The 22,339-nt window shown below is 62.0% G+C and carries 21 protein-coding genes; 6 read left to right on the top strand and 15 right to left on the bottom strand.

The annotated features are described in order from the left end of the window. Positions 1 to 29: 29 nt before the first annotated feature. Both phoH2 and QRN42_RS01440 read right to left on the bottom strand, forming a co-directional pair. The gene (phoH2, locus tag QRN42_RS01445; RefSeq protein ID WP_410549494.1) at positions 30 to 1,424 is read right to left on the bottom strand and encodes an RNA 5'-3' helicase PhoH2; all 1,395 of its coding nucleotides are present in this window, start codon (positions 1,422 to 1,424) and stop codon (positions 30 to 32) included. 235 nt (positions 1,425 to 1,659) lie between these two features. Continuing rightward, complete coding sequence (locus QRN42_RS01440; protein ID WP_284977666.1) at positions 1,660 to 2,421, bottom strand: isoprenyl transferase; 762 nt, start codon at positions 2,419 to 2,421, stop codon at positions 1,660 to 1,662. 178 nt (positions 2,422 to 2,599) lie between these two features. On the opposite strand from QRN42_RS01440, the gene trhA reads away from it, so the two are divergent. Further along, a complete protein-coding gene (gene trhA, locus QRN42_RS01435; protein WP_284977665.1) occupies positions 2,600 to 3,241 on the top strand; it encodes a PAQR family membrane homeostasis protein TrhA in 642 nt (213 codons plus the stop codon). Between the two features lie 16 nt (positions 3,242 to 3,257). Here trhA and QRN42_RS01430 read toward each other — a convergent pair whose 3' ends face one another. The 3 genes from QRN42_RS01430 to mca form a co-directional block, all read right to left on the bottom strand. Continuing rightward, on the bottom strand, positions 3,258 to 5,447 hold the full coding sequence (locus QRN42_RS01430; RefSeq protein ID WP_502869467.1) for a thioredoxin domain-containing protein: 2,190 nt from the start codon (positions 5,445 to 5,447) through the stop codon (positions 3,258 to 3,260). A 99-nt stretch (positions 5,448 to 5,546) separates the two neighbouring features. Further along, complete coding sequence (locus tag QRN42_RS01425) at positions 5,547 to 5,840, bottom strand: hypothetical protein (RefSeq protein ID WP_284977663.1); 294 nt, start codon at positions 5,838 to 5,840, stop codon at positions 5,547 to 5,549. A 109-nt stretch (positions 5,841 to 5,949) separates the two neighbouring features. Further along, a complete protein-coding gene (mca, locus tag QRN42_RS01420; RefSeq protein ID WP_284977662.1) occupies positions 5,950 to 6,864 on the bottom strand; it encodes a mycothiol conjugate amidase Mca in 915 nt (304 codons plus the stop codon). A gap of 77 nt (positions 6,865 to 6,941) precedes the next feature. Here mca and QRN42_RS01415 point away from each other — a divergent pair, with 77 nt between their 5' ends. Beyond that, a complete protein-coding gene (locus QRN42_RS01415; RefSeq protein ID WP_284977661.1) occupies positions 6,942 to 7,400 on the top strand; it encodes a DUF4307 domain-containing protein in 459 nt (152 codons plus the stop codon). A gap of 152 nt (positions 7,401 to 7,552) precedes the next feature. Then, entirely contained in the window at positions 7,553 to 8,047 is a 495-nt protein-coding gene (gene greA, locus QRN42_RS01410) for a transcription elongation factor GreA (RefSeq protein WP_284974376.1), read from the top strand. Positions 8,048 to 8,168: 121 nt separating this feature from the next. Here greA and QRN42_RS01405 read toward each other — a convergent pair whose 3' ends face one another. The 4 genes from QRN42_RS01405 to QRN42_RS01390 are packed head-to-tail and all read right to left on the bottom strand — an operon-like array spanning position 8,169 to position 12,275. Then, positions 8,169 to 8,774: a rhomboid family intramembrane serine protease gene (locus QRN42_RS01405; RefSeq protein WP_284977660.1), complete on the bottom strand. Its 606-nt coding sequence runs from the start codon at positions 8,772 to 8,774 to the stop codon at positions 8,169 to 8,171. 13 nt (positions 8,775 to 8,787) lie between these two features. Further along, positions 8,788 to 10,026 (bottom strand): threonine ammonia-lyase, encoded by a 1,239-nt coding sequence (gene ilvA / locus QRN42_RS01400; protein WP_284977659.1) that lies wholly within the window; start codon positions 10,024 to 10,026, stop codon positions 8,788 to 8,790. 3 nt (positions 10,027 to 10,029) lie between these two features. Continuing rightward, the gene (locus tag QRN42_RS01395; RefSeq protein ID WP_284977658.1) at positions 10,030 to 11,232 is read right to left on the bottom strand and encodes an AI-2E family transporter; all 1,203 of its coding nucleotides are present in this window, start codon (positions 11,230 to 11,232) and stop codon (positions 10,030 to 10,032) included. A 44-nt stretch (positions 11,233 to 11,276) separates the two neighbouring features. Further along, positions 11,277 to 12,275, bottom strand: coding sequence for an aldose 1-epimerase family protein (locus QRN42_RS01390; protein ID WP_410549496.1), 999 nt, complete (start codon positions 12,273 to 12,275; stop codon positions 11,277 to 11,279). A gap of 106 nt (positions 12,276 to 12,381) precedes the next feature. Between QRN42_RS01390 and galT the strand changes: the two genes are divergently transcribed. The 3 genes from galT to QRN42_RS01375 are packed head-to-tail and all read left to right on the top strand — an operon-like array spanning position 12,382 to position 16,030. Then, complete coding sequence (gene galT, locus QRN42_RS01385; RefSeq protein ID WP_284977656.1) at positions 12,382 to 13,572, top strand: galactose-1-phosphate uridylyltransferase; 1,191 nt, start codon at positions 12,382 to 12,384, stop codon at positions 13,570 to 13,572. Continuing rightward, positions 13,569 to 14,732 carry a galactokinase gene (gene galK, locus QRN42_RS01380; protein ID WP_284977655.1) on the top strand — a complete coding sequence of 388 codons (1,164 nt, stop codon included), beginning with the start codon at positions 13,569 to 13,571 and terminating at the stop codon, positions 14,730 to 14,732. The genes galT and galK overlap by 4 nt, the downstream gene beginning before the upstream one ends. A gap of 59 nt (positions 14,733 to 14,791) precedes the next feature. Further along, complete coding sequence (locus QRN42_RS01375; protein WP_284977654.1) at positions 14,792 to 16,030, top strand: acetyl-CoA C-acetyltransferase; 1,239 nt, start codon at positions 14,792 to 14,794, stop codon at positions 16,028 to 16,030. Here QRN42_RS01375 and QRN42_RS01370 read toward each other — a convergent pair. From QRN42_RS01370 to QRN42_RS01345, 6 genes are all read right to left on the bottom strand, one after another. After that, positions 16,027 to 16,938: a Bax inhibitor-1/YccA family protein gene (locus QRN42_RS01370; RefSeq protein ID WP_284977653.1), complete on the bottom strand. Its 912-nt coding sequence runs from the start codon at positions 16,936 to 16,938 to the stop codon at positions 16,027 to 16,029. The two genes, QRN42_RS01375 and QRN42_RS01370, sit on opposite strands and share 4 nt — an antisense overlap. 175 nt (positions 16,939 to 17,113) lie before the next feature. Continuing rightward, the gene (locus QRN42_RS01365; protein ID WP_284974367.1) at positions 17,114 to 17,827 is read right to left on the bottom strand and encodes an ABC transporter ATP-binding protein; all 714 of its coding nucleotides are present in this window, start codon (positions 17,825 to 17,827) and stop codon (positions 17,114 to 17,116) included. Then, complete coding sequence (locus QRN42_RS01360) at positions 17,814 to 18,701, bottom strand: ABC transporter ATP-binding protein (protein WP_284974366.1); 888 nt, start codon at positions 18,699 to 18,701, stop codon at positions 17,814 to 17,816. Before QRN42_RS01360 ends, QRN42_RS01365 begins: the two co-directional genes overlap by 14 nt. Continuing rightward, positions 18,694 to 19,896, bottom strand: a complete 1,203-nt coding sequence (locus QRN42_RS01355; RefSeq protein ID WP_284974365.1) for a branched-chain amino acid ABC transporter permease — start codon at positions 19,894 to 19,896, stop codon at positions 18,694 to 18,696. Before QRN42_RS01355 ends, QRN42_RS01360 begins: the two co-directional genes overlap by 8 nt. Further along, complete coding sequence (locus QRN42_RS01350; RefSeq protein WP_284974364.1) at positions 19,893 to 20,912, bottom strand: branched-chain amino acid ABC transporter permease; 1,020 nt, start codon at positions 20,910 to 20,912, stop codon at positions 19,893 to 19,895. The genes QRN42_RS01355 and QRN42_RS01350 overlap by 4 nt, the downstream gene beginning before the upstream one ends. 82 nt (positions 20,913 to 20,994) lie before the next feature. Continuing rightward, entirely contained in the window at positions 20,995 to 22,224 is a 1,230-nt protein-coding gene (locus QRN42_RS01345) for a branched-chain amino acid ABC transporter substrate-binding protein (RefSeq protein ID WP_284974363.1), read from the bottom strand. Positions 22,225 to 22,339 lie beyond the last annotated feature (115 nt).

Here is a 22,339-nt window from a genome sequence, read left to right as displayed (position 1 = left end):
CGGACTGCGGAAGGTACCGGCTGCGAGCGTTAGATTTCAGCCCCTTCGAGCAGCTCCGTCACAAGGGCCGCAATCGGCGACCGCTCGGAGCGGGTCAGTGTGATGTGGCCGAACAGTGGATGCCCCTTGAGCGTCTCGACGACGGCGGCAACGCCGTCGTGCCGTCCCACGCGGAGGTTGTCGCGCTGGGCGACGTCGTGGGTGAGGACGATCTTGGAGTTCTGCCCAATGCGGCTCATCACGGTCAACAGGACGTTCTTCTCAAGTGACTGGGCCTCATCGACAATCACGAAGGCATCGTGGAGTGACCGCCCGCGGATATGGGTGAGGGGAAGGACTTCAAGCATGCCGCGGTCCATGACTTCTTCAACGACCTCTTGGCTGACCAACGCACCCAGGGTGTCGAAAACGGCCTGCGCCCAGGGGTTCATCTTTTCCGACTCGGACCCCGGGAGGTAGCCGAGTTCCTGGCCGCCCACGGCGTAGAGGGGCCGGAAGACCACTACCTTGCGGTGTTCACGGCGCTCCAGCACGGCTTCAAGGCCGGCACACAGGGCCAGCGCGGACTTGCCGGTTCCAGCGCGGCCGCCAATGGAGACGATGCCCACCGACGGGTCCATGAGCAGGTCAATGGCGAGCCGTTGTTCCGCAGAGCGGCCATGGAGCCCAAACACATCCCGATCGCCCTTGACCAGACGGACCTGCTTATCCGTCCCTACCCGTCCGAGGGCGGAGCCGCGGTTGGAGAGGAGGACGAGGCCAGTGTTAACCGGGAGCTCGGCCGCTGCCGGTATGAAGGCGGGTTCGTGGCCGTAAAGGGTGGTGATTTCTTCCTCGGTGGCCTCAACCTCGGCCATGCCTGTCCAGCCTGAGTCTTTGACAAGTTCGTTGCGGTACTCGTCGGCGTGCAATCCCATGGCGGAAGCCTTGACCCGCATAGGAAGATCCTTGGAAACCACTGTGACGTTGTGGCCTTCGTTGGCCAGGTTCTTGGCGACAGCCAGGATACGGCTGTCGTTATCTCCGCCGCGGAACCCTGCCGGCAGCACCTCAGGAGAGATGTGGTTCATTTCCACCCTGAGGAGTCCCCCGGCCGTTCCGATCGGTATGGCGTGGTCGAGTCCACCATGTTCGATCCTGAGATCGTCCAGGAGCCTGAGGGCTTTCCTGGCGAAATAGCCGAGTTCGGGGTCGTGGCGTTTCCCTTCGAGTTCTGTGATGACCACGATCGGAACGATGACTTCGTGCTCGGCGAAACGCAGGAGAGCGTGCGGGTCCGAGAGGAGGACTGATGTGTCGATCACATAGCTGCGTCCTGCGGCCGGCGTCGCGGTCCGCGCTTTGCCTGAAGTCCGCTTGGCGCGGGAGGGAGTTGCGCTTTTCGCGTCGGAATCCATCACGGGCAGTTGCTCTGAAATAGCCACATCGACTCCAGCCCCGGGCGGTCGCCCGGCCTAATGGTGAAGCGGCTCGGCCGGAAGGCCGGGCGTGGCCTCCCATGTAACTGGTGCGAAAGTTCGCTCCATGTACTGGCCTCCCCGATCAGCGGGCGGTTTTGCCTGCTGATGGGATTAACGTAATCCCACTCACAGGAATTTCCACTATCCGTCATCGGCAAGTCGGATGTCCGGAAGGAGAATTCCGGATTAACCGGAAAGCCTAGGACCCGAAGCGGCGTTGCCGGCCGGCATAGTCCCGCAGTGCCCGCAGGAAGTCGACCTTACGGAAGGCAGGCCAGAGTGCCTCGCAGAAATAAAACTCGCTGTACGCGCTTTGCCACATGAGGAAACCTGAAAGCCGCTGTTCCCCGGAGGTGCGGATCACCAGATCAGGATCCGGCTGGCCCCTGGTGTAAAGGAACCGTGAGATGTCGTCCACGGAAAGTTCATCGGCGACGTCGGACATCGTGCGTCCGTTGGCGGCGGCCTCATGCAGAAGTTCCCGGACGGCGTCGACGATTTCGCGGCGCCCGCCGTAGCCGACCGCGACGTTCACATGGATTTTCTCGTGGGCGGGCGTTCGGGACGTTAGCTTGTTGAGGCGCTCGGCCAAATAGTCGGGCAGGATCTCGGGGGCGCCCATGGCATGAACGGATACGGCGTCGTCTTCGTCGAGGCGATCCATGGTGTTGGCAATGATGCCCATGAGCAGGTCAAGCTCTTCCCCCGAACGGTTCATGTTGTCCGTGGAGAGCATGTACAGGGTTACGACCTCGACGCCGAGCTCTTGGCACCAGCCCAGGAATTCGTGGATCTTGTCAGCGCCCGCCTGGTGTCCTTGGCTGGTGGGGGCATTGAATTGCCTGGCCCACCTGCGGTTACCGTCCACCATGACGCCGATGTGGCGCGGAATCTTGTCCTGCTTGAGTGAACGCAGGAGTTTGCGCTCATAGAAGCCATAGAAGAAACCGGGCAGTTCCACCGGACTCTCACCTGACTTCCTTACTTGTACGACTTCCCTGCGTGTACGACGACGCACATCCAAGGCTACCTTCCCGAGCTGGATAGCCGGTGCAGACGGCGCAAGCGCCTAGGTTACCGAGCACAAGCGCCTGAGTTACCCGCGAGTAACTTACCGAGGCTCAGGTTATTCTTGAACCATGGCCGAGATTCTTGAAACCAAGCCCCTGTGGCGCGGATGGATCCATGCGGTCGCTGCTCCTTTCGCCCTTGCGGCAGGGATCATACTCGTGTCAGTAGCCCCCACAGGGGACCGGAAAATAACGTCCGCCGTGTATGCCGTCACAGGCGTGATGCTCTTCGGCGTGAGCGCCGTCTACCACCGAGGCAACTGGGCACCCAAGACGCGGCTGGTCCTTAAACGGCTGGACCACACCAACATCATGCTGGTCATTGCGGGCAGCTATACGCCGCTGGCTTGGTCCTTGCTCGAACGGTCCCAGGCGGTGACCTTGTTGTGGCTCGTGTGGTCCGGTGCGATCGTCGGGGTGCTGTTCAGGATCCTGTGGACGCATGCTCCTCGGTGGCTCTATGTGCCCGTGTACATCGCCCTGGGGTGCGGTGCTTTGTTCTACCTTCCGCAGTTCTTCGCGGCCAATCCGGCCGCTGCGATCCTTATCTGCGTTGGTGGCGCTCTCTACATCGCCGGCGCCGTGTTCTACGCGATAAAGAAACCGAACTTCAGCGTGCAGCACTTCGGTTTCCACGAGCTCTTCCACGCCTTCACCGTTCTCGCTTTCGCGGCGCACTTCACGGCCATCATGATGGCCGTACTCAGTTAGCTCAACAGCTTACGGATCATCGCTCCGAAGCCATGGCTTCCAACCTCGCCTGAACGGCGTCCTGATCCTCCAGCGGTCGCTCGCAGACCATGCCGCGGCATAAGTAAACCTGAGCGGAGCCATCGGGTCCTCCGGACCTGTGGAGCAGCAGCGGAACCTCAGCTTCCGGAATCCGGTCCCTTTCGGAGGCGGGAGCGTAGGCGTTGCCGGGGCCGCCGTCGTCGTGTTCCTGCACGGCGACCACCAGGCCGGGGTGGGCCGACTTCAACAGCAGCGCATGCAGTTCGCGCCGTTGAGGCGTGTCAGGCCCGGCGACGGCGGCCTCCACCGGACCTTGCAGCGCCGCTTCCGCGGTGGCCAGGAGCCAGCCGGCAACCCGCGGGGCCCGGGCCGCAAGCGGCGGCAGCAGGCCGAGGATGTTGCCGGCCATGAGCCTGTGCTCCTGCGACCCCGAGTACGCCGCGTAAGTCAGCAATGCTCCCGCGAAAGCGGCCGCACCGCTGGGGGTTGCATTGTCGAATGGATCCAGCGCCGCGTGCTGCCCCTGCGCGTTGAAGACCTGCGCGGATTCCGCGGCGGAGTCGGCCAGTTGGCCGTTGCTGGCAAAACGCGTGCATGCAGCCTCGATGAGCTGTTCAGCGAGCCGGTACCACCGTTTTCTGCCGGTCACGGCGAACAAGGCAAAAAGTCCATCGGCGCAGAACGCGTAATCCTCCAGCAACCCACCGATGCCTCTGGCCCGGGACTCGTGCGAGACCCGAATCAGGAGCTGTTCCTCGTCCGCCCAGTGGACGTCGTGAAGGTAACCCGCAACGGCCTCAGCGGCCTCGACCAGCTCGGGGCGGTCCAAGATGGCGCCGGCTTCCGCGAGGGCCCCGACGGCGATGCCATTCCATCCGGCGACCACCTTCTCATCCCGGGCCGGCTGATCCCGGCGGGTACGGGCAGCCAGTAACGCGGGTTGGGCCCGGTTCCAGAGCCCTTGCTCGTCCGGAGACAACTGCCGTGCAGGGTGCAGCGGGGATCCCAGCTCCGAGACGGTCCCCTTTACGTCCACGTTCATCATGGCGCACACGGCCCCGCCCAACTCCGGCCCGAGCACGTCTTTCACTTGCCCTGGCGCCCAAAGATAGGTTGCGCCCTCTTCGTGGACGCCATCGACCACCGTGTCGGCATCGAGCGACGAGGCCAAGGCGCCCCCGGGCAGCTGGAGGGACCCGAGCAACCAATCCGCACACGCTGACGCCACGCGTGCCGCTTCCTCGGCCCCGAACACCTCATTGCCGCCCCAGCGCGCCCAGTGCGAGTAGGCGCGGAGCAGCTGGGCATTGTCGTACAGCATCTTTTCGAAGTGTGGCACGGACCAATCGGCCGTGACTGAATACCGGGCGAATCCGCCGTCGAGCTGGTCGCGTAAAGCGGAGCGGGCCATGCCGGCCAACGCGCGAGCGGCCATGTCAGCTGCCGTCTTGGCGGTGCCATCCCCGTCGTCGGGGACAGCGGCGTGGCGGATCAGGAATTCCAGAACGGCCGACGGCGGGAACTTAGGGGCGCCGCCGAACCCACCGGCGTCTGCGTCTTCGGAGCGGGCCAGGACGCTGACGGCTTCTGAAAGGAGCCCGGCATCGAGCAGTTCGGGCGGCCCGTCAAGCCGCACGACGCCGGCCGACTGGGCAGAAGCCATGTTCGCTGCCAGTCCCCGTGCGTTCTGTTCCACCGCATCCCTGCGCTCCACCCAAGCCTCATGCACTGCCTCAAGCACATTGCGGAACGACGGCCTGCCCGGCAAAGGAATGGGCGGGAAATATGTCCCGGCATGGAAAGCCAAGCCGTCCGGGGTCAGGAAGACGGACATGGGCCATCCGCCCTCGCCGCTGATGGCCTGCGTCGCCGCCATGTAGATCGAATCAACGTCCGGCCGTTCCTCGCGGTCCACTTTCACCGACACGAAATGGGCGTTCAGATACTCGGCTGTCTGGGTGTCCTCGAAGGACTCGTGCGCCATGACGTGGCACCAATGACAGGCCGCATACCCGATGCTCAAAAACACCGGAACGTCACGGCGCGTTGCTTCGGCAAAGGCTTCATCCCCGAACGGAAACCAATCCACCGGGTTGTCCTTGTGCTGGAGGAGGTAGCGGCTGTAGGCGCTGGCAAGTCGGTTCACAGTTCCATCATCGCCCAGACCTCCGCGAGCGCGACCCATTGACCTTGTGATGCATACGGGTTAGTCAGAGCCTCCCGGCGGCGAGCTCCGGGGGGAATGCGTTGCGCCCACTGCCCGCCAGAGTCAGCGGCGCTCCGGTCAGCGGGCTGAGGAACCCGTATCGCCGTTGTTGTCCGCCCGGTCGCCACCGTTCACGGAGCCGTCCGACTCGGCCGCCAAGCGGGCTTCTTCGACCTGCGCCCGGTAGCGGACGCGGCGGATGCGGCGGACCATGTCCACGATTAGGAGGGTCGTCAGAACGACGATGAAGGCCGTAAGGACAAAGCCCCAGGTACCCGGCGTCACCTGGTCCTCCGACAGGCCGGGGCGCAAACCGGACAGTGTCGGATCAGGCGACGGGCTGACGGTCAGGGCGAGAATCAAGTGGTGCACGTTCAAACCTTCTGTGGGCGCCGGTGCGTGCCGGAGGGATCAGTACGTGGCCGGAACTGGACGGCCACCCGGCGATTTCTACAAACCATAGAAACCGCCGGTACCTATCTTATGCCGCGAATCTGATACCGGCGAAGAGGTCCTTCTCCGGTAGCTCGGAGGACACCGTGGAGTGGATCAAGGTGAAGTCCTCCCACGGCCAGACTTTGCGTTGCAACTCGGATGAGACCGCAAAGAAGAAGCCCAGCGGATCGATCTGCGTGCGGTGGGCACGGAGCGCATCATCCCGCGCTTCAAAGAAGGCACCGCAATCCACTTGCGTTGTGGTTTTGTGCGCCGGTTCCGGCGGGGTGTGGCCTTCGGCGTCGGCCTCCAACCACTTGGCGAGCCGTTCAGCGTAAGGAGACTGAAGGCCGGCTTCTTCGAGCGCAAAGTGCAGTGCCCGGAAGCGATCGGGACTGAAGGCGCGGTCATAGTAAAGCTTGCTCGGAGCCCACGGCTCCCCCATGTCCGTGTAACGGGTGGGATCGCCCGCGGCTTCGAACGCTTCGACGGCCACCTTGTGCGCCATGATGTGGTCCGGATGCGGATAGCCGCCGTTTTCGTCATAGCTGATCATGACGTGCGGCTTGAAGTCCCTCACCAGATGAACCAGCGGCGCAGAGGCCCGTTCCAGCGGTTGCAGTGCGAAGCATCCGGGCGGCAGTGGCGGGAGTGGATCCCCTTCCGGAAGTCCGGAGTCGACAAATCCGAGCCACCGCTGGCGGATGCCAAGAACGGCCGCCGCATTGGCCATTTCGAGGCGGCGGGCTCCGGCCATGTCCCGTTTGGGGTGCGGAGCATCTTCCATGGCGGGATTCTGGATGTCTCCCCGGGAACCGTCGGTGCAGGTAGCGACCATGACATCGACTCCCGCAGCGGCGTACATTGCCATGGTCGCCGCACCCTTGCTTGACTCGTCGTCAGGGTGGGCGTGGACGGCCAACAGCCGGAGCTGCTGGTCGGAACTGCTGGACGCTGTCACGTGACGGCTCCTCTTTCATGGATCGAACAATTCCCGGGCAGTGCGGCACCTAGCAATGGCCGCACTAAACTGGACAGGTGACTTCAAAGGATCTTTCGGCCACCGGCGTGCCAGCAGATAACAGCCTAGCCAATCGCTACGGCGGTAAAAAGCGTGGCCTGACCCGAACGGCCAAGCGGATCATCGTCATCGCCGCACTCATAGTCGGCATCGCCTTCACGGTCTGGCTTGCCACCAGCTCCACGCAAGCACCGGTCACGTCGAAGGACATCGGCTACAGTGCCGTCGATGGAACCCAAGCTGAGGTGGACTACCAAGTCACCAAGAACCCTTCGGCCACAGCAAAGTGCGCCGTCAAGGCCCTGGATTCAAAGTTCGCGGTGGTGGGTTGGAAGGTGGAGGAAATAGGGCCGAACGATCCCCGTCAGGGTGCGGACGGTGGCAGCACCACCAGCCAACGGGCGGTCCTCCGGACCGAGTCCCCCGCGGTGTCCGGCGTCGTGGACAGTTGTTGGATCGTGGACAAGGGTAAATAACAATCGTGTGACCTGCCCCTCATCCGGTTTGGGTTCGTCCAAAGGATTTACTACAATGGATGAAACCTTCACCCCGTTAAGTTGGTTACTGAGTTCCACGAGTGGCCACCTAGGCGGGGCTTTTTGCATTGTCAGATCAAGAGGAGAAATCCGTGTCTACCACCAACAGCGCCACAGCAGCTTGGCTTACCCAGGAAGCTTTCGATCGCTTGAAGGCTGAGCTGGACCACCTTTCCGGCGCTGGCCGGGCGGATATCGTCCAGAAGATCGAAGCCGCACGCCAGGAAGGCGACCTCAAGGAAAACGGCGGCTACCACGCGGCAAAGGAAGAGCAGGGCAAGATCGAGGCCCGCATCCGCCAGCTGACCGTCCTTCTGCGCGACGCCCAGGTGGGCGAGGCACCGGCAGATGACGGAATCGTCGAACCCGGAATGCTCGTGGTTGCCCGCATCGCCGGCGACGAAGAGAAATTCCTGCTCGGTTCCCGCGAAATCGCAGGTGACTCAGACCTGAATGTCTTCAGCGAAAAATCCCCGCTCGGCGCGGCCATCATCGGCCACAAAGAGGGCGAGAAATTGAGCTACGTCGCCCCTAACGGCAAAGAGATTCCTGTGGAAATCGTTTCCGCGAAGCCGTACGTCGCCTAACCCGCAGCTCGCAAGGCCCAAGCAACGCACGACGCCGGTCCCCCCTTTCATGGGCGGGCCGGCGTTTTTGCGTCCCGGGCGGTTCGCGTCCCCGCCTTTCCACGTCGGCTCAGGCACGTCGCTAGGAATGCCCTTTGGGACGGAGGAGAACGGCTGCAATAATCCCCCCGACTGCCCCGCCAAGATGGGCCTGCCACGAGACATATCCCATCACCGTGGGCAGGACGCCAAAAAGAATGCTTCCGTAGGCGAGGAAGAGCACCACCGACAGTAAGATCTGCCACCAGCTTCGGTTGAAAAACCCGCGTACCAACAAGAACGCGAACAGTCCAAAGACGAGCCCTGAGGCCCCCACCGTGACCCCTCCCTCGCCGATCAACCACACGGTGAGCCCGGATCCTAACCAGCTGAATGCCAGCGCAGTGATGAAGACGCGGAAGCCGGAGAGGAACGCCAGGAACCCGAAGATGATCAACGGCAGCGTGTTGGAGAGCAGATGGTTGAAGTTGGCGTGCAGCAACGGAAAGGTCGCTATGTCCAGGATTCCGGCAACGTTCCGCGGCCTCAGTCCGAAGTCCGCGTTGAGCCTGTGCGCCAGGAATGAGTTGAGGAACTCGATTCCGTAGAGCAGGATCACGAAGCCGCCCATGAACAGCAACCCGCCCTTGGCCCGGCCGGCCAGTGTTTCCTTGGCGGCGTCGGGCCCATTGGGCGTGTCGATGACCATGGGCGCTTCCTTGCTAGTGCACCACGATCGGCTGGAAGCCCTCGGCCCGCAGCGCGCCGAGGACTTGCTCGCCGTGCTCATGACCCTTGGTTTCCAGGTTGATGGTGATGGAGACGTCACCCATGCTGATGGCACCGCCCAGGCGGGTGTGGTCCAAGCCGGTCACGTTCGCATCGTTTTCGGCGATGATGCGGGCAATCGTGGCCAGCGAGCCGGGGCGATCATCGAGCATCATGCGAACAGTCATGAAACGCCCTGCCGCGGAGAGGCCTCGCTGGATCACTTTCAGCATGAGCATGGGATCGATATTGCCGCCGGAAAGCACGACGACGGTGTTCCCCGGGTTCTCAATTTTGCCGTCCATCAGGGCGGCTACTCCCACCGCTCCAGCGGGCTCCACAACCATCTTGGCCCGTTCCAGCAGGAAAATGAGGGCCCGCGCCAGTGAGTCTTCGCTGACGGTGACGACGTCGTCCACCAGTTCGCGGATGATGCTGAACGGAAGCTGGCCTGGCCGGCCCACCGCGATGCCATCAGCCATGGTGGACACCTTCTTCAGCGGCACCAGCGCATCAGCAGCCAAGGATGGCGGGTAGGCTGCGGCGTTCTCCGCCTGCACGCCGATGACGCGGATCTCACGGCCAAGCTCCTTGGCCCGCTCCTTGATGGCGACGGCGACGCCGGCCAACAGCCCGCCACCGCCGACGCCCATGAGGATGGTGTCCACGTTGGGGATCTGCTCAAGGATTTCCAACCCAATGGTCCCTTGTCCTGCAACAACGTCCACGTTGTCAAAGGGATGGACAAAAACGGCGCCGGTTTCGTTGGCATAGCGCTGCGCTTCCGCCAAGGCCTCGTCCACGTTGTGTCCATGCAGGATCACTTCCGCGCCGTGACTGCGCGTGGCGGCGAGCTTCGGCAGTGCCACGCCAAGGGGCATGTAGATGCGGGCGTTGATTCCGAGGCTCTTTGCTGCCACGGCGACACCCTGCGCATGGTTACCGGCGGAAGCAGCTACGACGCCGCGCTTCTTTTCCTCATCGGTGAGCCGGGCCATGCGAACGTAGGCGCCCCTGACTTTGAAGGAGCCTGCGCGTTGGAGATTTTCGCACTTGAAGTAGACGTTGCCACCGACGAGACTGCCCAAGGCCCGGGACGTTTCCACCGGAGTCTTAGTAATAATCCCCTCGAGCAGTTCCTGCGCCTTAAGGACATCGTCCAGGGTGACGGGCAGGGTTTCGAGGGTATTCACTGACTATTCTCCTTTGTTGGTGGCGGCCGCAGGGTCCTCGGAGGGGTCCCCCGATGCAAGGGTCTTGCTGTCGGCGCCATGATCAGCTCCGACGTCGGGCGTGCCACGCCCTTCATTATGTTCCCATGTCCGGCCCGCGATGTAGCGAACTGCCGTGTTTACTACGGCAAGCAACGGAACGGCGAACAACGCTCCCGGGATCCCTGCAAGGTAGGAACCAGCTGCCACGGATAAGATCACGGCCACTGGATGCAAGGACACTGCCTTGCCCATGACCAAAGGCTGGAGGATATGGCTTTCGAGCTGCTGCACCAGCAAGACGATTGCGAGCATGACGAGCGCGTTGACCGGTCCATTGGCCACGAGGGCGAGCAGCACCGCGATGGCGCCGGTCACCAGGGCCCCTACCACCGGGATGAAGGAGCCGATGAACACCAGGACCGCCAAGGGCAGGGCCAAGGGCACCTGGATGATGGCGGCACCGACGCCTATGCCCACCGCGTCAACGAAAGCTACGAACATCTGGATCCGCACGTAACTGACCATGGACGTCCAGCCGCGGCGGCCGGCACCATCGGTGGCACTGCGGGCGGCTTTGGGCATCAGGCGCACGAGGAACGACCAGATGCGGCTGCCTTCCAACAGGAAGAAAATCAGGATGAAGAGCGACAGTACGAGTCCCGCGGCGAAATGGCCTGCCGTGCTACCAACGGACACTGCACCGCTCACGATGCTGCTGCTGTTGTTCTGGAGGGCGTTGACGCCGTCGGAAATGTACTGGTCGATCTGGTCCGCGGTCAGGTGCAGCGGTCCGTCTGCCAACCACCCTTGGACCTGTTGAATTCCAACCAGCGCTTCCTGCCATAGCTCACCAATTCCGGAAATGAGCTGCCTGCCAACCAATGCCAGCGCCCCGCCAATAACGCCGATGAAGCCGAGTACGGTGATAGCGACGGCGACGCCGTTGGGTACTTTCCGGTCACGGAGAAACGCGACAACGGGATACAACAAACCAGCCAGGAGTGCGGCGACCATCAGGGGGATCATGAGGAAACTGACCTGGCTGAGCAGCCAAACCAGGACGCCGATCATGAGCAGTATCAAACCCACGCGCCACGACCAAGCGGCGGCAATGCGGACCCCATACGGGATGTCCTCGGCGATTTGGCGGTCGGTGCGGGGTTTGGCGTCAGGTTGTGGCGTCATGACCCCATAATTCCGTAGCCCGCCCCCTAACGGAAACCGGGCCCCTAGAGGGACGCGGTGATGGCCCAGCGGGAGGTAAATTCCTCCCCTGGTTCGAGCCAGCGCAAGCCGGTGCCGCTGTTGAAGGCGTTGGCTGGCCCCGTCATGGGTTCAATCGCGACGGCCCTGGATCGTCCGGGGAACGTGTCCGTGATGAAGACCTGCACATACTGGCATGCCTCTCCATGTTCAAGACTCACGCTCCGGCCATCCGGCGCCGTCAGAGTGTGCCGGGCCACGCCGTCGTCGAACGTCAAATCCGTCAGTGCCACATCCACGAGGCGATCACCCACAGTGACTCCCGTCCGGAAATCGGAATCGCCGTCCACGGGTGCCGAGCTCTGTGGAATCAATTGTTCGTCCGTCACCAAGAGCGAAGCGCCGGCGACAGTCAGGACCAGATCCTCCGGCCGAACCTCACCAACGCGGAGATACGGATGGGCACCCAAGACAAACGGGGCCTTCGCGGTGGAGTCATTCACCAGTGTTTGGGCCACTCGGAGGTCAAGGTTCGCATCCAGTTCGTAGCGCACTCGATGCCGGACCAGGAACGGGTAGCCGTGCTGGGGAAAGACGGTCGCTTCCAAGGTCACGGAGAATTCGGACTCATCCACCAGTGCGTAACCGGTGTTCCGCAGCAGCCCGTGGCTGGCGTTGTTCCGGGATACTTCGGTGATATCCAGTTGCTGCTTCTTGCCGTCGAGGTGCCATAGGCCGCCCGCAATCCGGTTGGCCCACGGCGCAAGGGTAATCCCTGCGGCGCCAGGCGGTATCTGATCATCCGCGTAGCTCTCGGTCAACTGCACACCGCCTCGGGAGTAGAGGCGCAGGCCGGCGGCAAGTTCGACGACGACGGCGAGCGCGTCGCCGCGACGGAGTTCGAACTGCCGCCCCGTGGCAAAGCGTCGGGAACGGTATGGCGCTGCTGTTTCTTCGGCAGGTGGGGCCGGTGCAACGGCGGGCACGGAAGGCTCGGAAGCATGCATGGCATTACCGTACTGCATCTCCCGGAGCGCACGCCTTCGGACTGGCCTGCCTGGATCATTCCTAGCAAATGTTAACTAATGTTCGCTTCTATGCGCTTTTGGTTGCTTATGGAATAATCGAATCATGAGCCGAATCACCAGCACGCGCCTTGCGGACAGCCGGGAACTTATCTACTTCGATGACCCCACCACCCCTGTCCGGGAGGCGGAGTCCTTGGTTGACCACCGGGCCCTTCCAGCGCGGGGTGAACCGGGTGAGGTTCGGTACGATGCCCTGTCCGGCGACTGGGTGGCCGTGGCTGCACACCGCCAGTCCCGGACGCACCTGCCCCCAGCGGATCAATGCCCGTTGTGCCCCACCACTGCCGCGAACCCCTCGGAAATTCCGGCTCCCGACTACGACGTCGTGGTGTTCGAGAACCGCTTCCCCTCCCTCGGCCCCACGGCAGGAGACGTCCCGGAACTGCCCGCGGTGCGTCGGCATGGCATCAAAGGCGCCGCGCACGGGCGATGTGAAGTCATCGCGTTCACACCGGAGCACAATGGCGCTTTTGCCAAGCTCAGTGAAACGCGGGCCCGTACGGTCATCGAGGCGTGGGCTCAGCGAACCGAGGCGCTCAGCGGGCTTCCCGGTGTCCAACAGGTGTTCCCGTTCGAGAACCGTGGCGCGGACATCGGCGTCACCCTGCACCACCCGCACGGGCAGATTTACGCGTACCCGTACCTCACGCCCCGTGCAGCGCAACTGGGTGCGGTGGCGCGGAAGTATTACGACGACGTCGACGCGAAAGAGACGCTCGCGGCGTCGCTATTGAAGGCTGAACGGGAAGACGGCAGCCGCATGATCCTCGAGGGCGACCACTTCAGCGCCTACGTTCCTTTTGCCGCTCGCTGGCCCTTGGAAGTGCATCTGGTCCCGCACCGCAGTGTCCCCGATTTGGCCGGGCTGACAGGCGAAGAACGGGATGAGCTGGCCACCGTTTACTTGGACCTGCTCAATCGCTTGGATGCCCTCTATCCAACGCCCATGCCCTACATTTCCGCTTGGTACCAAGCGCCCTTGGATCCGGCGCTTCGACCGGCAGGTCAGCTCCACCTGCAATTGACCTCACCCAGGCGAGCCGCCGATAAGCTGAAGTATCTGGCCGGTTCGGAAGCTGCGATGGGGGCATTCATCAACGACACCACACCGGAAGCAGTCGCGGAGCGGCTGCGCAGTGTGGCGCCCGGCAGTGTGGCGCCCAGCAGTGTGGCGCCCGGCAGTGCCGCCCCGACCCAGACCGTATCCACCACCTTGGAGGGCTCGTCCGCATGAGGACCACCGATTCCAGCACCGGCATGCTCGCCTCCCGCTTCGAGGAGACGTTCGGCGCAACTCCCGACGGCGTCTGGCAGGCACCAGGACGGGTGAACCTGATCGGTGAGCACACCGATTACAACGAGGGATTCGTGCTGCCTTTCGCGATCGACAAGACCGCAAAAGTGGCTTTGCGGCTGCGCAGCGATTCCACTGTGCGCCTTCTTTCCACCTTCGGTGGCCATGGCCTGGTTCAGGACGATCTCGCAGGGCTGGAGCCCGGGTCCGGCCGTGGCTGGTCGCGGTACCCACTGGGGGTTGCTTGGGCCCTGAAAGAACGCGGCGTGCAGGTACCCGGATTCGACCTCCTTCTCGACTCAGACGTGCCTCTCGGGGCCGGGCTGTCCTCCTCCCACGCGATCGAGTGCGCCGTTATTACTGCACTGAACGAGCTCACCGGCGCGGGTTTGGCCGCGGAGGAATTGGTGCTGGCTACCCAACGGGCCGAGAATGCCTTCGTCGGCGCACCCACCGGAATCATGGACCAGTCGGCCTCCCTCCGAGGCGCGAAAGGGCGGGCCGTCTTCTTGGACTGCCGCGACCAGCACGTGGACCTCGTCCCGTTCGACGCCGAAGCGTCGGGCCTGGTCCTGCTGGTCATCGACACCAAGGTCTCACACTCCCACGCCGACGGCGGCTACGCCTCGCGCCGCGCTTCCTGCGAATTGGGTGCCAAGACATTAGGCGTCAAAGCCCTGCGCGACGTCGGCGTGGCTGATTTGGTTGAAGCCGCGACGCTCCTGGACGACACCACGTTGCGACGGGTCCGGCATGTGGTCACGGAAAACGATCGTGTCCTCCAAACCGTGGACGTTCTGGCCCGCCAGGGTCCGGCCCACATCGGCAGGTTATTGGACGCGAGCCATGCCTCCATGCGTGACGACTTCGAGATCTCCTGCCCCGAGCTCGACCTCGCTGTTGAAACTGCGCGAGCGAGCGGTGCCATTGGGGCCCGCATGACCGGAGGTGGTTTCGGCGGCTCGGCGATCGCGTTGACTCCAGTGGCCCAGGAGCAACAGGTGCGTGACGCCGTCGTACATGCCTTTGCCCAGGCGGCCTTCACCGCACCGGATGTCTTTACTGTTACGCCCGCAGCAGGAGCACGCCGGCTCGCGTAAAGCATTGACCGGACAGGCCACGGGAGTCTGGTTGCCGTGGCCGGGCGTATGCTGGGGCCATGACTGAGGCTGTCATTGTTTCTACCGCCAGAAGTCCCATTGGCCGAGCCTTCAAAGGTGCCCTGAAGGATGAGCGTCCGGATGATCTCGCCACTGCCATGGTGGAGGCAGCATTGGCAAAAATTCCTGCGTTCGAGCCCGGCAACGGGGATGGCCAAGGGCTGGATGATCTTCTGCTGGGCTGTGCGGAACCGAGCGGGGAGGCCGGCTCCAACATGGCGCGGGTAGTTGCCGTGCTGGCCGGACTGGACCGTGTTCCGGCAGCGACTGTCAACCGTTTTTGCGCGTCGAGCCTCCAGGCCCTGCGGATGGCCTTCCACGCGATCCGATCAGGAGAGGCCAACGCCGTCATCGCCGCCGGAGTGGAAAGCGTGTCCAAGTACCAGAACTGGGTGGGCGCCGGTGAGACAGATACCTCAACTCACAATCCCCGCTTTGCCGCCGCGGCCCAACGCACTGCCGCCCGAACGGCGTCGAATACTCCGTGGACCGATCCCCGGCTGGGTGGCCGGCTCCCCGACATCTACATCTCCATGGGGCAAACGGCGGAAAACGTCGCCACCACTTATGGAATCGGGCGAATGGAACAGGACGAGTGGGGCGTTCTAAGCCAGAACCGGGCGGAGACGGCTATCGCATCCGGGTTCTATTCCCGGGAGATCACTCCCTATACGCGGAAGGACGGGTCCGTGGTGGACCGCGATGACTCCCCCAGGCCAGGAGTCACCATGGACGCTGTGTCCGCGCTCCAGCCAGTATTTCGTGCCGAAGGCACGGTTACTGCCGGCAACGCGTGTCCCCTGAACGACGGCGCTGCAGCAATAGTTGTCATGAGCCACTCCCGGGCGCGCGAACTGGGATTGCAACCCTTGGCCCGGGTGGTCTCCACGGGTGTTAGCGCCCTCTCCCCCGAACTGATGGGCATGGGCCCGGTGGAGGCATCGCGGAGGGCGCTGGAATTGGCTGGCCTGACCACGGATGACATCGACCTCGTGGAACTCAACGAAGCCTTCGCGGTGCAAGTGATCGCCAGTGCCCGCGAGCTCAGCATCGATCCAGGCAAACTCAACGTCCACGGCGGCGCGATCGCGCTCGGGCACCCGTTCGGTATGACCGGAGCGAGGATGACCACCACGCTCCTGAACGGGTTGAAGGAGCGCGATGCCACCCTTGGCCTGGCGACGCTGTGCGTCGGGGGCGGCCAAGGGATGGCCGTGGTTTTGGAGCGCTTGAGCTAGTCGTCGCCCCGCAGGATCGCGAGCAGGCGGATGATCTCAACGTAGAGCCACACCAGGGTCACAGTCAGGCCGAACGCGGCGGTCCACGAATAACGCTCAGGCGCACCGGCACGGACGCCGTGCTCAATGTTGGTGAAGTCCATGATCAGCGAGAACGCAGCTAGCCCGATGGCCAGGATGCCGATGAAGACGCCCAGCGGAATCCCGGCAATGTGGATGCTGCTCCTGAGACCGAAGGGTTCCTGGACGGCGCCGGTCCACATCATGACCAGGTTGATGACGGCAAACACTGCGTAGCCGATGGTGGCGATCATGAAGAAGCGGACCATCTTAGGCGTGGCGCGGACCTTGCCGCTCCTGAAAAGCACCAGCGTCACGGCAAAAACTGCCAAAGTCCCAATGACGGCCTGCATTCCGACACCCGGGTACATGTTGTCCAAAACGCGCGTGAGACCACCAAGGAACAGGCCCTCGAGTCCGGCATAAGCCAGGATCAGCGCCGGTGATGGCTGCTTCTTGAAGGTGTTGACCAATGCCAGCACGAATCCGCCCAAAGCACCCAGAATCATGAGTCCGCTGGACAGGCCCGGGGCAACGAAGAGCGTGATCCCGGCGCCAACCACCAATGCCACAAGGCAGGCAACGGTCTTCATGATAACGTCGTCAAACGTCATGCGCCCCGTGTCCGCGGGGCTGGCTGATGGCTGGTTGTAGAGGTGTTGGAGCTGTTCGTTGGTCATGTTCTGCTGCTGGGCGGACCAAGCCGCCTGGCCGTCCATGACCTGTCCCTGGACCCGGCCAGGACCTTGGTTGAACGGCTGGCCGTAGGGATTTTGCGAAACAGGCGGGGCCTGCGTGGCTCGACGGAAGTTCTTTCCGTTGAAGATGGGGTTGCCGCCTAGTGCCATGGGGGATGTCCTCCTGAAAGGGCTGAGTGATAATTCACGGTACCAATTACCACGGCTGCCCCGTTGGGTTAGTTCCCTTGTTCACAGGAAGAAACGCAACTGTGACCCTAAAACTAGCGGCGGACCCAACAACCGACGACGGCGGCACCCGTCCAGGAACGGGCGCCGCCGGGAACTACCCAACGCCGAGATAGGCCTCCTTGATGGCCGGATTGGCCAGCAAGTCCTTTCCGGTGCCGCTATGCGTAATCTCCCCCGTCTCCAGGACGAAGGCCCGGTGTGCGCGGGCCAAGGCCTGGTTCGCGTTCTGTTCGACGAGGAGAACGGTTGTTCCTTGTTTGTTGATCTCGGTGATGATCTTGAAGATCTGCCGGATGAACTGCGGAGCCAGCCCCATGGAAGGCTCATCGAGCAACAGCAACTTCGGATTAGACATCAAGGCCCGCCCGATCGCCAACATCTGCTGCTCGCCACCACTCATGGTTCCGCCGAACTGCTTGGCGCGCTCTTTAAGGCGAGGAAACAGGTCGAACACCCGCTCAAGGTCATTGGCGACCACGGACCTGTCTTTCCTACCGTAGGAACCCATGTCCAAGTTCTCCATGACGGTCATCCCCGGGAAGATGCCCCGGCCTTCCGGTGCCTGCGATATCCCGCGAATCACCCGGATATGGGCCTTCATTCGCGTTATGTCCTGCCCCGCAAACGTGATCGATCCGGACGACGGGTTCAAAAGCCCGGAAACAGTCCTCATGGTGGTGGTCTTCCCAGCACCATTTGCGCCAATCAGCGAAACAATTTCCCCTTCATCGACTTTGAAGGACATGTCATGAATGGCTTGAATCCGGCCGTAGTGGACGGAAACGTTCTTGAGCTCAAGCAACGTCATCTTCAGGCTCCCCGAGATAGGCGGAAATAACTTTGGGATCATCGCGAATCACCTTGGGCTCGGCGTCGGCGATTTTTTTGCCAAACTCAAGCACAACGATCCGGTCAGTGACTCCCATGACAAGCTTCATGTCGTGCTCAATGAGGAGCACGGTGTAGCCGTCATCCCTAATGGTGCGGATGAGCGCCATCAGTTCTTCTTTTTCCGCCGGGTTAAAGCCGGCAGCAGGCTCGTCCAAGCAGAGAACCTTAGGGTCCGTAGCGAGCGCCCGGGCAATCTCCAAGCGCCGCTGGTAACCATAAGGCAGGTGGCGGGACAGGAAATGCGCGTGATCAGCGATGCCGACGAACTCCAAGAGGGCCATGCCACGCTCGACGGCGGACTTTTCCTCCCGCGTGTGCGTGGGCAAACGCAGCAGGGCCCCACCGACGCTGGTCCTGTGCCGGGCGTCCAAGCCCACCACCACATTCTCCAGAGCCGTCATCTCACCGAAGAGGCGGATGTTCTGGAATGTCCTCGCAAGCCCGCGCCGGGTGATCTTGTGTTGGGCCAAGCCGTTGAGGGCCCGCCCCTCCAGCAGCACCTTCCCGGAGGTCGGTTTGTACACACCGGTCATCGCGTTGAAGCAGGTGGTTTTGCCTGCGCCGTTCGGTCCAATCAGGCCCAGGATCTCGCCACGGTTGATATCGAAGGACACGTTATCCAACGCAGTGAGTCCGCCGAACTTGATGGTGAGGTTCTGGACCTGCACCAGGGCATCGCCCACGCTGACTGCAATTTCGCGCTCCGGAGCAACCTTCTCAGCAACTTCGAGATCGACACCTTGTTCCTTAAGGGCCTCGACGTCGATGTCCGGTTCAATTGCCTCACTCATCGCCGGCCCCCTTTCCTGTGCTTGTAGTCAACTGCCCGGTACCCGGCTTCTTCATGGCCAAGGCTTTGACTTTGTTGTACGCGATCCGCCCGTACGCGAGCAAGCTCTGACGTGCCGGCAAGATGCCACCCGGGCGGAAGATCATGATGAGCACCAGTGCGGCGCCGAAGATGAGGTATTTGAATTCGGCAATTGCGGTGAACCTGAGCGGAATGTACGCCACCAAGGAACCGCCCAGGATGGCGCCTACCTTGTTGCCGGTGCCTCCCATGACCACGGCAGCGAGGAACAGGATGGAGGTTGCGATATCAAACTTCTGATTGTTCACGAACCCCACCTGGCCTGCGAACAAGGCCCCGGAGAGGCCGCCGACCGAGGCTCCAATGGCGAACGCCCACACCTTGTACTTGAAGGTGGGAACGCCCATGATTTCGGCCGCGTCCTCGTCCTCGCGGATGGCAATCCAGGCCCGTCCAACCCGGCTGCGTTCCAGGTTTCCGGCGGCCAGGAGAACGAGGATGATGATGGTCAGCGTCAGCCAATACCAGGGAGTTCCGTTGGAGTTCAGGAAGATGGGCTGCCCGCCTGAGTCCGTTCCCGGCGGGTGACCCACGTTCTGGAAACCCACTTGGCCTTTCATGGCCGGGATGATCGTGGCCAGGATTCGCACAATCTCACCGAAGCCAAGAGTCACGATTGCCAGATAGTCACCGCGCAATCGTAGTGTAGGCACACCCAGCATGACCCCGAAGAACATGGTGATGGCCATCGCCAACGGCAGCGTCCACAGGTACGGAATGTGCACATAGGGCGAGTCCGGACTGGTGAACATCGCTGCGGTATAGGAACCGACGGCGAAGAACGCCACGTACCCGAGGTCCAAGAGGCCCGCATAACCCACGACGACATTCAGGCCTACCGCCACCAAGGCATAAACAGACATCTGCGCCAGGGCGATCTGCCAGTTATTGCCGGGCTCGGTGGTGATCAACGGCGGGTTGAGGATGGGAAGCAGGTAGGCAATCACCACCACCACAATGAGGATCAACCATTGCTTTTGGCGGGAGAGGGTATTCCACTTCTCGCCAAGCCCCGGAAACCACCCCTTTCGAGGCTTCATCTTGGCTTCCCGGTCCATCATGGCCTGAGCAGCAGCATCGTCCGGAATGAGGGTAGGTCCTTCTGTAGTGCTCATGCTTTGCTCTTTCCTAGCGAGCTGCCCAAGATACCTTCAGGCCGCACAATCAATACCAAAACCAGGACAACGAAGGCAACAACGTCAGTCCATTGTGAGCTGCCCAGGAGAACCTGGCCGTAGTTGCCGATCAGGCCGATCAGCAGGCCGCCGAGCAATGCACCGCGAACGTTGCCGATGCCACCGAGGACAGCTGCCGCGAATGCCTTGACGCCCAGAATGAAGCCACCGCTGTACTGGACACCGGAAGGGATCTTCATGACGTAGAACAAGGCGGCTGCGCCGGCGAGGACTCCACCGATGATGAACGTGGTCACAATGATCTTTTCCTTGTTGACGCCCATCAAGGTGGCCGTATCCGGGTCCTGCGCCACGGCTCGGATACCGCGACCTGTCCGGGAACGCCGGATGAATTGGTCCGTGGCAACCATGAGGATTACTGCTGCCACGATGATGACAACCTGCTGGGAATCGATGATGGTTCCGAAGACATCGAACAGAGGCGTCGGGCGGAACATGGTCAGCGCAGCTTCGGGGCTGGGACCACGCCACCAGTAGATCGTGTACTGGATGGCGAAGGAGACACCGATGGCGGTAATCAGGAATGCCAAGCGTGGAGCCTTGCGTTGTCGCAGGGGTTTATAGGCGACCCGCTCCACAATGACCGCCATGAGCGCGGAAGCCACGATGGCAACAACCAAGGCGAGTACGAGGTTCCCTACAATGGCCCAAAAAGCGAGCTTCGGAGCCGACGGGCCGAAGTTGAGGGCACTCAGGGTGAAAAACACTCCGTAACATCCAGTGATGAAAACTTCGGAGTGGGCAAAGTTGATGAGGTTGAGCACGCCATAAACGAGCGTATAACCGAGCGCCACCAGCGCGTAGATTGCCCCGAAGGTCAATCCATCAAAAGTGGAACTCCAAAAGTTCTGGGCCAGCGAATTCACGTCGAATGTAATCCACGTGTCATCGGTACTGACGGTTCTGATCAAACTAGGGATAACTTCAGTGATCATGGATGCTTCCTGATGCGGTCAAGAGAAATGCTGGGGGTTTGCATAAATGCCTACCCCCAGCATTCACATGTGCTGTCGACTATTACTTACCGATGACGCCGATGGGAACGATCTTGCCGTTCTCAACCTTGTAACCGTAAACATCAGGCGTTGCCAGCTCGCCGGTGCTGTCCCACTTGTAGTGCTTGGACAGGCCGTCTGCGTCGTAGGACTTGACCCATGACAGGAGGTCCGCCCTGGTCTGCTTGCCCTTGTCGATACCGGAAAGGAGGACGGTTGCGGCGTCGTATCCTTCGATTGAGTACGTTCCGGGATCAGCGTTGGCGATTGCCTTGTATGCCGAAGCAAAGTCGGGGATGAGCTCACCGGGGATGCAGGGGCAAGTGAAGTAGGCGTTGGACGAGGCGTCCCCTGCCTGCTTGATGAACTGGTCATCCTTCACGCCATCAGGGCCGACGAACGATCCCGTGAAGCCCTTGGCAACGAGCTGCTGGTCGAACGGGGCACCTTCAGCGTAGTAACCGGCGTAGTAAACGGTGTCCGCCTTGGTGTTCATGATCTTGGAGATCACTGCCGAGAAGTCCTTCTGGCCGGTGATGACCTTGTCGGAACCAGCGAGTGCTCCGCCAAGTGCCTGGGACGTCTGGGTACCGAGGCCGATTCCGTAGTCGGAGTCATCCTGGACGAGGTAAACCTTCTTTGCCTGCAGCTTGTCCGTCAGGAACTTCGCTGCAGCCGGGCCCTGAACGGCGTCGTTGCCGAGGGCGCGGTAGAAGGTGGTCCAGCCGTTCTTGGTCAGGCCGGGGTTGGTAGCCGACGGCGTGATGTGAACGAGGCCCTTTTGCTCGAAGATGTTGCCAGTGGCCTTGGACTCACCGGAGAACGGGAGGCCGACGACGCCGACGATGTCCGACTCGGAAACCATCTGGGTCACCGGGCCGGTGGCCTTGTTCGGATCGCCTTCAGTATCGAACTTCTTGAACTGCACCTGGCAGCCCGGGTTTGCCTGGTTGTGCTGGTTGATGGCGAGTTGGATGCCATTGAAGATGTTGATACCAAGCTGGGCGTTGGGGCCGGTCTCGGCACCGCCATAGGCCAGCGTGGTGGTGGACGGGCAGGTAGCCTTGCCATCACCCTTGGGAAGAACGGCTCCGGAAGGAACGTCGACCTTGGAAATTGCGGGAATGTTGACCTTGTTGCTTGCCCCAGAAGAGTCCGATGTGCTTGGGCCTGATTGATTAGCGCAACCTGTCACCAGCATGCCGAGCGTGGCAGCTGCCGCAATCGCCGTAATGACTCTTTTTTTGTACATGAATAGCCTCCGCGAACCATCTGTTGTGTGGTCATTGTCCCGAAGCTGCGATCACTTCGAACATGAGCAAGAGACTACTACCAAGATGTGCTCTATGACACATTTTCGCTGGTCA

Origin of the sequence: Arthrobacter sp. fls2-241-R2A-200 (assembly GCF_030209745.1) — a bacterium.
Lineage (GTDB): Bacteria > Actinomycetota > Actinomycetes > Actinomycetales > Micrococcaceae > Arthrobacter.
Note: the sequence above shows the minus strand (reverse complement) of the source record. Positions and strands in the feature narration are given on the sequence as shown.

What these genes read in the sequence shown, in the direction of transcription:
- trhA (WP_284977665.1), top strand. Translation starts at nt 2,600, where the DNA reads ATGGCCGAGATTCTTGAAACCAAGCCCCTGTGGCGCGGATGGATCCAT.
- QRN42_RS01370 (WP_284977653.1), bottom strand. Translation starts at nt 16,938, where the DNA reads ATGGCACTAGGCGGCAACCCCATCTTCAACGGAAAGAACTTCCGTCGA.
- QRN42_RS01430 (WP_502869467.1), bottom strand. Translation starts at nt 5,447, where the DNA reads ATGGGTCGCGCTCGCGGAGGTCTGGGCGATGATGGAACTGTGAACCGA.
- QRN42_RS01360 (WP_284974366.1), bottom strand. Translation starts at nt 18,701, where the DNA reads ATGAGTGAGGCAATTGAACCGGACATCGACGTCGAGGCCCTTAAGGAA.
- QRN42_RS01350 (WP_284974364.1), bottom strand. Translation starts at nt 20,912, where the DNA reads ATGATCACTGAAGTTATCCCTAGTTTGATCAGAACCGTCAGTACCGAT.
- QRN42_RS01375 (WP_284977654.1), top strand. Translation starts at nt 14,792, where the DNA reads ATGACTGAGGCTGTCATTGTTTCTACCGCCAGAAGTCCCATTGGCCGA.
- galT (WP_284977656.1), top strand. Translation starts at nt 12,382, where the DNA reads ATGAGCCGAATCACCAGCACGCGCCTTGCGGACAGCCGGGAACTTATC.
- QRN42_RS01405 (WP_284977660.1), bottom strand. Translation starts at nt 8,774, where the DNA reads ATGGTCATCGACACGCCCAATGGGCCCGACGCCGCCAAGGAAACACTG.
- QRN42_RS01395 (WP_284977658.1), bottom strand. Translation starts at nt 11,232, where the DNA reads ATGACGCCACAACCTGACGCCAAACCCCGCACCGACCGCCAAATCGCC.
- QRN42_RS01365 (WP_284974367.1), bottom strand. Translation starts at nt 17,827, where the DNA reads ATGACGTTGCTTGAGCTCAAGAACGTTTCCGTCCACTACGGCCGGATT.
- QRN42_RS01355 (WP_284974365.1), bottom strand. Translation starts at nt 19,896, where the DNA reads ATGAGCACTACAGAAGGACCTACCCTCATTCCGGACGATGCTGCTGCT.
- QRN42_RS01345 (WP_284974363.1), bottom strand. Translation starts at nt 22,224, where the DNA reads ATGTACAAAAAAAGAGTCATTACGGCGATTGCGGCAGCTGCCACGCTC.
- galK (WP_284977655.1), top strand. Translation starts at nt 13,569, where the DNA reads ATGAGGACCACCGATTCCAGCACCGGCATGCTCGCCTCCCGCTTCGAG.
- QRN42_RS01390 (WP_410549496.1), bottom strand. Translation starts at nt 12,275, where the DNA reads ATGCAGTACGGTAATGCCATGCATGCTTCCGAGCCTTCCGTGCCCGCC.